This is a genomic window from Plantactinospora sp. CA-294935, from assembly GCF_050936445.1.
Lineage (GTDB): Bacteria > Actinomycetota > Actinomycetes > Mycobacteriales > Micromonosporaceae > Plantactinospora.
In genome coordinates, this window is record NZ_JBNJMU010000001.1 from 2829728 (window position 1) to 2841949 (window position 12222).

A 12222-nucleotide genomic window follows, 5' to 3' on the forward strand; every position below is an offset into this window, starting at 1 on the left:
AAGCCTCCAAGGGGTCACGATACTGGCGGCAACGGGTTTGCCTTGGTCAGGCGCAGGATGACATCGGAGCACCGATCGAGGGCCCTGGAGATTATCTGCTCACCGAGTTCGGCGGACGCCTGCCGGGCGTCTCCGCCAATAATCCCGAGCTGGCTCATTGAGGGATCGTCCGAGTCCCAGGGCCAGGTGCACCCGCGGTCGAGGACGAGCCGGCGGATGTCAGCAGCGTGGTTCGGGTCGGGAACGTAGTCTCCTGGCAGCCGAGCCAGGCGCACGTCCTGCGGGGACAACGCCAGCATCATCGAGGTTTCTCGCAGCCCCGCGTGGATATCCGGCGATTCTCCGCCGGCCCGGACGATTGCCATCGAGCTGGGGTGTAGGACGCAGACGTTGACCCGGTGGCGCTGACGCAGTTCGTAGACGACGGCCTCGAGAATTCCCCGGTTTCCGCCATGTCCGTTGACCATGAGAAGGTTGCGAACATTCGTGGAACGAGCATATTCGGCGCAGACCGCGTCCAGAAGGTTCGTGAAGACCGAGACTGGCAGGGTGATCGTGCCGGGTGCCCAGGTGTGCTCGGGTGAGAGTCCGTAAGGGATAGCCGGCAGCGCCCACAGGTCATGGCTCTCGCCGTACCGGCGGACCAGCCTGTTGGTGAACTGCTCCGCGATCACGGTGTCGGTGGACAGGGGGAGGTGCGGTCCATGCTGCTCGTAGGAGCCGATGGGCAGGCAGAGCACCGATGTCTCCGTCAGCGCGGAGCGGATCTCATCGGTAGCGAGCCGTCCGACCTCGCGATTTTGCGTGGTCATTGCCGGCTCCGGCGGCCGATGCGGATAAGAAACTCGTTGTTCTCGTCAAAGGTGTCGTCGTCGCTGAACCTGGCCAGCGTGCGATGGACGGCGGCCTCGAACTCCGGAAGGCGGTCACCAAACAGGTGGGGCGCGGCAAATGAGGTGGAGTAGAGGTAGCCCAGGATGCTCTCCGCCGACCAAACTCGATGGACCGCCACGCGTATCTCTTGGACGTCGTTGAAGGTTGATTCCTGCATGATTTCGCTGTAGGGCCGGTCGTGGTGACGGAATACCCCAGCGCCAGCGCGGCGCTCCTCGCCCAGGAAGTCCTGGATGACCTCACGGATCGCAGACTTCCAGGGACTGCCCGCTGCCCAGAAGCTGTTGTCTCCGAAGATCGCAACAGCGCCCTCTGGAGCCACTTGGTCGTCCAGTCGCCGTAGTACCCCAGCCTGGTCAAGCCAGTGGAAGGCGCGACAGATGGTCACAAGGTCGGCGCGCCAGTCGTCTGGCGGCGTGAACTCTTCAGCGGCACAGCGTTGCAGGACCATCCGGGTTCCGCTCGGCACCTGCGGCCTGAGCGCCGTTTCGGCCGCGGCCAACATGTCGGCGTCGGTGTCGATGGCGAGGATGTCGTCGAAGTGAGGGAGCAACGCCTCGACGACCAAGCCCGTGCCGGTCCCCAAGTCCAGCAGGCGTCGCAGGCGACGCTTCGGCACCGCTGCGGCCAGGACGTCGGCGACATCTGCTGGGATCCCGGGGCGGTACCTGCGGTAATGCTCCACGGTTCCGGCGAACGTACTCATCGAGGCCTCCTCATACACAGGTCACGCACGTGTTCCGCAGCAGCACCAAGATCGGCTGCCACCAGCACGTTCGACCTAACGAGCCGGTTTGCTTCGGGCAGTGCACGGCCTCTGGAAATCCAGATGGCGCGCGCCCCAGCGTGGACAGCACCGAGAATGTCACACTCCCAGTGATCCCCGATATGCACCATTTGACGCGTGTGCAGGCCCCACTGAGATGCGACTACCTGGAAGGCGCGACGGTCGGGTTTGGCATAGCCGATACGACAAGACGGGAAGTGATCGGTCACCCACGGCGACAACATCGATTTCAATCGGTCCGACTCTGCCTCGATGCAGGTGACGTTCGACAGGGTCACCACCGGGCGAACGGCGCTGATCCGTTCGAGCGCCTGCGGCACCTCAGCGAATAGACGGAGTGGGGCGGCGGCGGTGTCGCGGGGAAATTCAGTAGGTGGTATGCGGAGAGCCCGGCATATCTCGTTAACAAGCTGGTCAGTGATTGCCGGCGCGGTGTGCAGCCGCTGCCGCAGCAGGCGGACGGCGTCACGGGCGCCCAGCGGGGACGCGGCCACGAGCGCGGCGGTAATCCCGGGGCGCTCAGCGATGCCCAGGGTGCCACCGACGTCCATGGTGACGAGTGCTGGTGAGTCAGCCGACATTTGCGGACCCCTGCCTCGATCGTGCCGCTTCGTCAGTCGCCTGCCCAGCCCGCGCATCCACAGGGATCGCGGCGACGATCGCATCGATGCGGGCCTGCCGGATATGACTCGTGGTTGCCTCTTCGAGGAACGTCAGCGCGTAGCGAAGTTCAGCGTCGTCGAGGTGATCGAGCGCCCGCTGATGCCGGGATGCTGCCGCTGCCAGATCGGCGGGTATCGCGCGCCGTCGGCTGCCATGCGGTAGGTGCAGTACCCCAGAGCAGGTTGCCGCCAGGTCGGCGAACGTCTCCGGGGCAACCGGACGCAGTACCGTCACGTCGTCGAGCGTGATGATCCGTACGGCGACCCGCCGATCACCGAGTTGGAGTACGCCCGTGAGGAAGGTGTCGTGGCCGCCGAGCCGCTCGGCGAGCACGAGCTGCGACCTACCCTCGGCGTGACTGACCCATCCGGCAATGGCCACGTTGGTAGCGCTCGCTGGCATCAATGCCTCCTGGGTATGAGACCAAGGCCCGGCGCCTCGGGTACGAGGAGTCGACCGGCGTCGTACCGGATTGGATCGGTGAACAGGAGTTGCCGCCGCGGTTCCCACTGCATCTGGTACTCAACCGCCACCACGTTGTCAGGGAACGCGGCGGCCAGATGCACGGCCGGAACGAGGGACCGCCCGTGCGGGTACACCGGTACGCCGGCGGCGATCGCCTGCCTCAGCAAGGACAACGCTGCGGTGAGACCACCACAGCCGACCACGTCGAGCGTGAACGCGCTCAGCGCCCTCAGGCCCAATAACGGGGTTGGGTCGTCGCCCAAGCGCAAGCGCTCACCCAGCGCCAGCGGCGGAGGCGAGGCAGCCAGGAGCCCGTAGCCCTCCATGTCATACGTGTCCAGCGGTTCCTCCAGCCAGACCAACCAGGCGGGGTCTACCAACTCGCTAAAACGCAGCATCAGCGCCTCATCCCATGCCCAGAGCGCATCGAAGGCAACCGGCGCGCCTGCGGCCTCGCTGACCTGTTGGACGACTAGCGCCAACCGCTTGGCGTCGGCCTCGACATCCAGTTGCGGGTCCGGTCGAAGGCTCCACTTGGTCGACCGCCATCCCTGGTTGGCGACGCGCCGAACCAGACGCGCGGTGGACCCGACACTGACATCGAGGCGTAACCACGAGGCGTACGCCGGTACCGCAGCCCGGTCGCCGGACGCCCCGAGGAGCACCGAGACGGGCCTTCCTTCCAATCGGCCATGAAGATCCCAAACCGCGCAGTCCAGCGCACCTATCGCCCATGAGGCCACGGCTCCGAGCGGTGCACCCAGGCCGCGCTGTAACCGGGCCGACAGACCGTCATGGTCAACAACGGAAGCACCGATCGCCGATGACGCGACGCAGGTATCAAGCAGCGCTGCGGCTGGGCCGCTCACCGGCCCGTACCAGCCGGCATGTCCGTCGGCATGCACCGCGACGAGGTACGCGTCATCGCCCGACCCCACCAGATCCGAGTAGTCGATGATTTCGATGTTCTCGATTCGAGGCTGGTTCATGCGGAGATTCCGTCCACAGGCTCGGCCGGTGCAGGGGTGGTTGTTCGCGCCTTACGGGTGTGTCCGTCCGCTGCCAGGGCTCGTCGGTCTTCCCTGGCCCAGCTTGCCGTCAGCAGGCGTTCCGCCGCCGCGGATAGTCCGGCCACGTCCATTCCGGCGGCCTCCGCCAGCCGGTGCTGCGACATTGGCCCAGCCGGTTCACACCACCCAATCACCCTCACCGGTCGGCGCAGTCGGTCCTCAATCAGACCCCAAACTGCCGCAGAGTGGCCGAGCGTCGCGATGACAAGTGGCGCGGTAGCACCGAAGTAGTGCCGCATCTCGGCACCTGACAGCCCAGATGGCCAGATCGCCGGGTCTCCGAGGGTGGTCAAGTCCTGCACGCCGACGACCCGGACCCGGAGGTCCCCGCGTCGCCCAAGGGCCACTGCCGCCGGGCGGACGATCGTTGCGGGCAGGTCGCCAGCAGCGAGAAAAACAAGGTCCGGCTCGCCGTCGTCGCTGATGTGCGGCCAGACCGCCAGACCGCGAGCGCACTCCTGCTCGACGGTTTCCAGCGGTTGCTCGTCGGTGGGGTGCTTGCCCGCGAGAATGACGTTTACCTGACCGACCGAGTAGAGCGCGCGGTCGAGGACCAGTGCGAGCCGACTCGGATCTGCGGGGGTCAGCACCCGTACTGCCGGGTCTTGTGTCGCCAGCAGGGCTGTCGTCAACGACGGGTCGCCGTGGGTGTAGGTGTTGTGCCACCCGTACGAGGTGAGCAACAGGTTCAGGCTCGGTCTCTTCTCCGATGCCGCCATGACCCGGTACTGCTTGAGCAGTTGGACGAGTCCGGTCAGCAGCAGTGGGGCGAAAGCTTCGTACGACACGAGCAAACCGCGGCGGCCTGTGGCGGTCCAGCCAGCGAGCCAGCTCAGCAGGACCTCCTCCGCGAGCACCTCGGTAGCCCAAGGCTCCTCGGCAAGGTCGCCCAGTCGGTTCGATGCCAGTTCGTCGGGACTGAATAGATGGAAGTCTCCGTCGCTGGCGTGCTTCCGGAGTACAGCGGTCACCGCGTCGGCGAAGCTGCCGTATCGGACAGGTGCCGGAGGCTCACCGGCTGAGGAGTGTCGCGCCGTGCGGTGTGATCGCACACGACCCTTTACGACCTGGACGGCCTCGGCCAGTGCACCCGTCGCGGTCCCGCTGGCGGTGAAGAGCTCCGCCGGGCGGTACGAGGCAAGCCACTGCCGAAGCGTGGCCAGCTGGTCCGGGTGTCGCCGGGGGTCCGTGAGGGGCGTCTTGTGGGTGAGTGGGGTGCCCAGGAGCGGGCGCGCCGCCAGTTCCGTCGGGCCGCTCCATCCCTTGGTGCACCGGAGGAATATCGCTGTCGGAAGCTGCTCCCGGGTCGCGGCGACCGCTGCGACGAGCGCCGCGCGAAAGCTCTGGTGTTCCCCGAAGTCCGCCGCGTTGAGGTGGACGACGCTCGACCGCCAACCCACCCCAGTGGCGTACCCACGCAGTGCGTCATCGTCCATCGCTCCGAGGAGCGACCGGCTCCCCATGCGAAAGCCGTTGACCTGGATGATGGGCATCAGCCGGGTACGATCGGCCAGCGCGCGGCCGGTCAGCCATGCTGCCGCCGTTGCCGGCGTCTCGCACTCGCCGTCGCCGAGCACCGGGACCAGGATCCGATCGGGGGCGTCGAGCGCCGCGCCCTGAGCGAAGGCGAGCGCGCCGCCGATCTGTCCGCCGAGGTACCAGCCGCCTGGTAACGACGGGGACACCTCGGCACCGAGTCCGTCGAGGTCGGGAAATGCGGCGGCGAGCCGGGAAAGACCCTCGGCGTCCGCGCTGAAGCGGGGCCGTACCCTGGCAAGATCGCCGGTGAGCCAGGCCATCGCGACTTGGGCGACGCCGGCGTGGCCAGCACCGATTATTGGCACGAGTTCGTCATCGATGCTCGCTCCTGCCAGCATCACGTGGCTCAGGACGAACGCGACGCCCGGCACCGTGCCCCAGTGTCCCGACGGACGGTTCTTGACCTGTTCGGGGACCAGCGGTTCGGTCAGCAACGGGTTCGACTCCAGGTGGAGCTGAGCCACGCTTACATATGTGACAGCGCGCCAGAGGGCGTCGGCCAGCTGTGCGAAATCCGTCATCACGCCGCCCCCGGAGCCGAGGCGTCGAGTAGCGCCTCGCCGTTGAAGGTGAAATACCACAGCGGCCGGTAGCACTCCCACGCCGCCGGTCGGAGACCTGTCGGCCCGATGACTGCCTCTATGGCACGCCGGGCCTCCAGATAGAACTCCAGGTCGGTCGCTCCCGGCGACCGCAAGCCGGCCATGATCGAGTTATGTGCCTGGTACACCTGAAAGTTCGGAAAGTCTGTGATGTACCGGGTAAGCTCGGTGATCCCAGCGACCAGGTCGGTCAGCGGATCGAGACCGACGATATAGGTGTACGACGCATCCAAGCCGGCCTGGCGCGCTCGGGCGAGAACGCCAGGCATCTCGGCCCTGGACACTTCGGCCTTGCTCGCCTTGAGCAGCAAGTCGCGCCGGGTGAAACACTCCGCCGTCAGTCGAAGCACGAATGGCGCCACGCCAGCGGCCAACTCCTGGAAGGCATCGAAGCTGCGGATGACCGACGTCAAGAGCCCGATCCGAGCCGAGATTCCGTGTCGGGCAAGCGCGGCCCGCAGCCCGAGCAGATGCCGCACCGCGGCAGGTTCGCGTTCGAAGCAGCCGGTCGAAACCGTTACCTCCCGCAGCTCTGTGAGGTCTCGACGGGGGTGCTGCTCGACCAGTGCCGCGAGTAGTTCGTCCAGCCCTCGGTCCTCGGCCAGCCGGGGATCGGCCGCCGCCTCTAAGGTGTTGGGGCAGAACGCGCACCCGGTGCAGCGGCTACGGGCGTTCGGGTTCAGGGTCGCGGCGCGCCCACCCCGGCGGAAGTAACCGCCCACCGCCTCGTCCGCGTCAATCCGCTCGACGCGAGCAACGAGCTTTCCCTGTAGCGTGAGGTCCCCGTCGTGCAGCTTGAACGGCGACACGTCGGCGTTGAGCGGCACGATCACCTGCCACGACACCTGCGGCTGCCTCGTGAGCCGGACGGAGAGCCGAGCGCGATGCCGATCCTGGTCGGACGAGATCCCGTACAGGTTGACGGCCATCAGGAGCGCGTCCTCGACGGGCACGGAGTGCCGCATCGCGCATCGTTCGAGCTGTTCAACGGTGATGAGTGCGCCATCGGCCAGTGTGGGGTTGGGGGTGACCGACACGATCGCTCCTTTGTCCGCACGTTGAGCCGGGAGGTCCCTGCGGCTCTCTGTGGAGCAGTACAGGTGCATCAATTCATTCGGACTACGGCGCCACGCACAACGCTCCGCATGCGGACAGCTACCTTGTCCGCATGCCATAAACGGCGCGGACCCGTGTCCGATGATCGAATGGCTGTCCAAAGAATTACTCGGGCTGCTACTACTCAGATCTATCGACGGCTACCCAATGCGCCCCGGTAGCTTGGCCGGTGGGAGGCGCTTGTGGGACAGAAGCCCCGCCCGTTGCAGCCGCACCTGTCGGCCGCGTACCTGTTTGGCGCCCGGCTCCGCCAGTACCGGGTTGAGCGAGCGCTATTCCAACAATCGCTCGGCCGGCTGGTTCATGTCAGCGGCGACCTGATCGGAAAGATTGAGAAGGGCGAACGCAAGGTCAACCGAGACCTCGCCCAGCGATGTGGCACCGTCCTCGGCGTATGGAACTCGGATCGGCGATAGACAAGGGCTTCAACAGCGGCACGAGCGCTGTCGAGCGAGACGACTGTCACGTCGCACCTTCCGGCGCCGCGTCGGGTGCTGGACGCGTACGATCTTCCCGAAGACGGCCCCGTACCCGACCTGAACGCCGTACGACGGGGCGTCGCGCAGATCGTGCGGATGCGGCTGAACTCTGAGTATCTGGGACTTGGACAAGCCGGCTCCATCGGCTACTCCACTCTGCCCATTCGCCATCTGGTTACCACCGCGATCAGATCGTCGGGCTCCGCATCCAGCCTCAAGGCGCCGGCAAGGTGACGCTCAGACCTGACAACCAGCGCCTGGCGCGCTGCGCCAGGCGCCGCTACGGCTTGTTGGCCACACGCCAGCGGCCACGGATGGTGCGGACAACCCGACTGTCCGCATGCACAGTCTCGACCCTCACCGCTGCACGCGCGATCGTCGATGACGTTCGGAACGCATGCGGGCGTTCTGAAGAAGTACCCACGCTCTGCGGCCTCACCCGAAGAGCTGCTGGCTGTCGAGGTTCGACTGCGTCTGCCTGTCGATGGAGGTGACATCCCGTGCAACTCGCTGACGACTTCTGGCGCCTCGCCCATGACGACGTGTCGGGAAAGTCGCGATTGAACGGGCGGGCGGCCGGTCTCGGTCTGGCGGCGGCTCTACTCGCCGAGCTGGCCTGGGCGGGGAAGATCAACGCGAGCGACGGACGACTCTGGGTCGTAAACAAGGCTCCGCCGGCCGATGTCCTGGGACACACCGTCCTCGAGCAGCTTGTTGCCCAGCCGCAGCACACCACCGTACGGATCTGGCTCGATTTCCTCGCACATGACGCGGTGGACCAGGTGGCGCAGCGGTTGTGGCGTGCAGGGCACGTCCGGCGGAAGGAGTCGCGGCGGCTACTTCGCCCGAACGGCGTGCGGTGGGTACCGGTCGACTGGAACCAAGCCCACTGGCCCGCCGCACGACTGTCGCTCCAGCTGCGGGATCAGGCGCCGATGAGTCAGGCGGACGCCTTCCTCGCGGGCTTGGCTGCCGCGACGGGTCTTGATGAAGACCTGTTGCTGGACGCCCCCACCGCCAGTCGCGGCTACCTGCGGCATCTGATCGCCACCACCGCGCCGCCCCTGCGTGAACTGCTCACGCAGGCCCAAGCCGCCGTTGGCGAATCAGTGCTGGCCTACCGCACCTGATCCGTCCCGGCAGTACCTGTGACCCCTCAAGATCTGGAGCCTTCGATGCCCTTGTCCGCCCCGCCGGGCCGTACCAGTCCGGTGACGGCCACCCTGGCCGCTGACCGCCTCGGCGTGCCCGCCGTGGTCTTCTTCGTCATGAGCGCGGCGACGCCGCTCACCGTGGTCGCCGGGGTCATCACCACCGGCTACGCCACCACCGGCTTGACCGGGATTCCCCTCGCCTTCCTTATCGTCGGGCTCGTCCTGGGCCTGTTCTCCATCGGCTACGTCACCATGGCCCGACACCTGGCCAACGCGGGAGCCTTCTACTCCTACATCGCTCAGGGCCTCGGCCGGCCGATCGGTGTCGGCGCCGCCTGGGTCGCCCTGCTGGCCTACAACGCGCTGCAGGTCGGCCTGTACGGGGCCATCGGCGCGGCCACCCAACCCCTGCTCGACCAATGGTTCGGCATCACGCCGCCGTGGTGGACCATCGCCCTGGCCGTCTGGGCAATCACCGCCGCCCTCGGCGTACGGCGCATCGACCTCAACGGCCGCGTGCTCGCTGTGCTCTTGCTCGCCGAGGTCGCCATCATCATGATCTACAACATCGGCAGCCTGGTCCACCCCGCCGGCGGCCAGTTGAGCGTGGAGACCCTCTCGTTGGGGAACCTGTTCGCCCCCGGTGTCGGCGCGATCCTCGCCCTGGCCGTGCTCGGGTTTATCGGTTTCGAAGCCGCGGTGGTCTTCTCCGAGGAGTCCCGCGACCCGCACCGCACGGTACGGACCGCCACCTACCTGTCCGTCGCCGGGATCGCGGTCCTCTACGCCCTGTCCGCCTGGGCGATGAGCGTCGCCACCGGTCCGGACCGCATCGTCGAGGTGGCCCGCGCCGAAGGCACCGAGGTCATCTTCCATCAAGCGGCCACCCACCTCGGCCCCACCTTGGTGGACATCGGACACGCCCTGTTCGTCACGAGCATCGCCGCCGCGATGATCTCCTTCCACAACACCACCGCGCGCTACATGTTCGCCCTCGGCCGCGAACGGGTCCTGCCCGCCGCGTTCGGTCGCGTCTCCCGACGCAGCGGCGCGCCCCGCACCGCCTCGCTGTGGCAAAGCGCCATAGGCGTCACCGTGATTGCCATCTACGCGATCGCCGGCTGGGATCCGCTCATCCACCTGTTCTTCTGGGCCGGCACGTCGGGCGGGCTCGGCGTGCTGCTCCTCATCACCGCCACGAGCATCGCCGTGGTCGCCTTCTTCGTCCGCCACCCGTACGACGAACCCGTGTGCCTGCGCCTCATCGCCCCCACCGCCGCCACCCTCACCCTGACCGTGGTCGTCGTGCTGGCCATCGGCAACTTGCCCACCCTGCTCGGCGTCCCCGACGGGCACATCCTCGCCTGGGCCGTCCCGACCGGCTACCTCACCGCCGCCGCCCTCGGCACCGCCTGGGGACTCATCCTCCAGCACACCCGCCCCGACGTGTACGCCACCATCGGCCTCGGCGCCCGCGCCGCCACCGCGTCGACCACGACGGGGCGGCACCTCGCCATCTCCGGCCAGGAGGTCACCCGGTGACCACCCTCCCGCTGGTCAGGCGCGCCACGTACCGCGAAGGCGACGCCATCGCCGCACTCATCGCTCAGGCGTTCCAGCACCTCGATCCCGTCGCCTGGCTCGTCCCCGACCCAGAACAGCGGCACAGCGTACTCACGGCGAACTTCCGCATCCTGGTCGAACATGCCTTCTTCTACGGCGAGGTCCACGTCCTCGACGACCGCAGCGCCGCTGCGGTGTGGTTCGACCGCTCCGCCCTGATACCCCCACCCGCCGAGTACGACCGCCGCCTCGCCGCAGCCTGCGGCCCGTACACCGAACGATTCACCACCCTCGACAAGCTGTTCGACGCCCACCATCCCACCGAACCGCACCACCACCTGGCGTTCCTGGCCGTCACACCAGACAAGCAGTGCACCGGTCGCGGAACCGCACTCCTGCGACACCACCACGCCCGGCTCGACCGCATCGGCATGCCCGCCTACCTCGAAGCCAGCAGCACCGGCAGCCGCGACCTCTACGCCAGACAGGGGTACATCGAACGCGAGCGCTTCCTGCTCCCCAACTACAGCGCCTTCTACTCGATGTGGCGACCCGCCCGACTCACTGGTACCGAACCCGCAAGTTGAATCGGAGGACCCGAACAGCCAGATCAGGGGGTGTCTATCAACCACCACGTACACACCGCGGCCACAACGTGCTCGGGGTTCGCCACGGTCGCTACCTGTAGTGCGCCGTAACAATCGATTGTGTCCCACCACCCGACAAGCACGCCGGTCGCGAGAGCACTGGACTGCCCCCGGCGACGTACACCACCTACAGAACCTTCCGACGAGGAAAGGCAACCTCCGATGATGACTATCTCGGTCACCGCACCGACAAGCCGCCACGAGGTACGCAAGGAGTTCCCAGAACACGAGGAAACGCCTGCAGACTCCGCCAACGCTCGTGAACCGTTCATGGCACAGGTCTTCAAAGTCTCCGCCATCCACACAGCCAGTGCTGACGGAACCTGCATCGGCTGCATGAACCTGTGGCATCGATGGGTATGGTACCCGTGTACCCACGCCGAGTGGGCCGGCGCAGTCTGGACCGCTCGCACTCCACGGCTACATCAGTAATTGGGTATGCAGCTCGAAGCACCGAACGGCGACACCGATACCGGTCGCCGTGACCCGCCATCCGCCCCGTCAACGCCAATGCCGCCGTTGGCTACGCATCCCACCAAGCCTGGTGGTGCCACGGTGCGCCCGGTAGTTTCACCCTGCACCGACATCGCTATCGATTGAGGACTCGGCTACGTGTCAAACATCGAGAAAATCGCCGGCGAACTGCGTGCCCTGTCGGCAGGCGTCGAGCGGGCCCAGGGCCAAGCAGCCGCCGCCGACAATCACGCCCGAGAGATAGCCATGCGGGCCGCTGGCTCCGGCTTCGTCGCCGTCGGTGCGGGCATGTCCCGGGTACGGAACGCGATTGCGGGAGTCCAGGCTCGTCTGGGCGAACTCGACGGGCTGATGGGCGAAGCGGTGAAGGCGGCCACGGCCGTCCCGCAAGGGGTATCCCCTGCGGAGACGATCGCCGGGCTGACGCCCGTACAGAGTACGGTGGCCGGAGCCCGGGACACGATAGCTGGAATCATCGCCCAGGTCGCGGAGGCACAGCAACTTGTCACGGTGGCCCTCCAGGGCGGGGAGCCCGGACCGATGCTGTCGGCACTGGAAAGCATCAAACAGGTTCTGGCACAGGTGGGTCAGCGGACCGCTATGGCCCGGCAGTTCGTCGATGAGGCGATCGTTGAGGCGCGGCAGCTGGGGTCATTGGGAAACTGACCAGGGCTGGCGGTCTAACACCGGCCAGCCCCACCTCTACCGTCACCGGCGATCCGGCCTCGACAGTCCCTGCCGCAGGTAACGCCGCGTCCGTTGGCAACGG

At 66.9% G+C, this 12222-nt stretch carries 12 protein-coding genes; 5 read left to right on the plus strand and 7 right to left on the minus strand.

All coding sequences use genetic code 11. The annotated features are described in order from the left end of the window. Positions 1-14: 14 nt before the first annotated feature. From ACQEVC_RS12690 to ACQEVC_RS12720, 7 genes are read right to left on the minus strand one after another with little or no spacing between them, the layout of a single operon-like run. On the minus strand, positions 15-812 hold the full coding sequence (locus ACQEVC_RS12690; RefSeq protein WP_432876522.1) for a creatininase family protein: 798 nt from the start codon (positions 810-812) through the stop codon (positions 15-17). Beyond that, the gene (locus ACQEVC_RS12695) at positions 809-1600 is read right to left on the minus strand and encodes a class I SAM-dependent methyltransferase (protein ID WP_432876524.1); all 792 of its coding nucleotides are present in this window, start codon (positions 1598-1600) and stop codon (positions 809-811) included. The genes ACQEVC_RS12690 and ACQEVC_RS12695 overlap by 4 nt, the downstream gene beginning before the upstream one ends. Continuing rightward, complete coding sequence (locus tag ACQEVC_RS12700; protein ID WP_432876526.1) at positions 1597-2232, minus strand: HAD family hydrolase; 636 nt, start codon at positions 2230-2232, stop codon at positions 1597-1599. The genes ACQEVC_RS12695 and ACQEVC_RS12700 overlap by 4 nt, the downstream gene beginning before the upstream one ends. 19 nt (positions 2233-2251) lie before the next feature. Beyond that, positions 2252-2746: a hypothetical protein gene (locus ACQEVC_RS12705; RefSeq protein WP_432876528.1), complete on the minus strand. Its 495-nt coding sequence runs from the start codon at positions 2744-2746 to the stop codon at positions 2252-2254. Further along, positions 2746-3798: an enolase C-terminal domain-like protein gene (locus ACQEVC_RS12710; RefSeq protein WP_432876530.1), complete on the minus strand. Its 1053-nt coding sequence runs from the start codon at positions 3796-3798 to the stop codon at positions 2746-2748. The genes ACQEVC_RS12705 and ACQEVC_RS12710 overlap by 1 nt, the downstream gene beginning before the upstream one ends. Further along, a complete protein-coding gene (locus ACQEVC_RS12715) occupies positions 3795-5939 on the minus strand; it encodes a hypothetical protein (protein ID WP_432876532.1) in 2145 nt (714 codons plus the stop codon). The genes ACQEVC_RS12710 and ACQEVC_RS12715 overlap by 4 nt, the downstream gene beginning before the upstream one ends. After that, positions 5939-7057, minus strand: a complete 1119-nt coding sequence (locus ACQEVC_RS12720; protein ID WP_432876534.1) for a radical SAM protein — start codon at positions 7055-7057, stop codon at positions 5939-5941. The genes ACQEVC_RS12715 and ACQEVC_RS12720 overlap by 1 nt, the downstream gene beginning before the upstream one ends. A 261-nt stretch (positions 7058-7318) precedes the next feature. On the opposite strand from ACQEVC_RS12720, the gene ACQEVC_RS12725 reads away from it, so the two are divergent. From ACQEVC_RS12725 to ACQEVC_RS12745, 5 genes are all read left to right on the plus strand, one after another. After that, on the plus strand, positions 7319-7552 hold the full coding sequence (locus ACQEVC_RS12725; protein WP_432876536.1) for a helix-turn-helix transcriptional regulator: 234 nt from the start codon (positions 7319-7321) through the stop codon (positions 7550-7552). A 563-nt stretch (positions 7553-8115) separates the two neighbouring features. Continuing rightward, a complete protein-coding gene (locus ACQEVC_RS12730; protein ID WP_432876538.1) occupies positions 8116-8745 on the plus strand; it encodes a GOLPH3/VPS74 family protein in 630 nt (209 codons plus the stop codon). 45 nt (positions 8746-8790) lie between these two features. Continuing rightward, positions 8791-10311, plus strand: coding sequence for an APC family permease (locus tag ACQEVC_RS12735; RefSeq protein ID WP_432876540.1), 1521 nt, complete (start codon positions 8791-8793; stop codon positions 10309-10311). Beyond that, the gene (locus ACQEVC_RS12740; protein ID WP_432876542.1) at positions 10308-10919 is read left to right on the plus strand and encodes a GNAT family N-acetyltransferase; all 612 of its coding nucleotides are present in this window, start codon (positions 10308-10310) and stop codon (positions 10917-10919) included. The genes ACQEVC_RS12735 and ACQEVC_RS12740 overlap by 4 nt, the downstream gene beginning before the upstream one ends. Positions 10920-11591: 672 nt before the next feature. Continuing rightward, positions 11592-12119, plus strand: coding sequence for a DUF6244 family protein (locus tag ACQEVC_RS12745; protein WP_432876544.1), 528 nt, complete (start codon positions 11592-11594; stop codon positions 12117-12119). Positions 12120-12222: the final 103 nt, after the last annotated feature.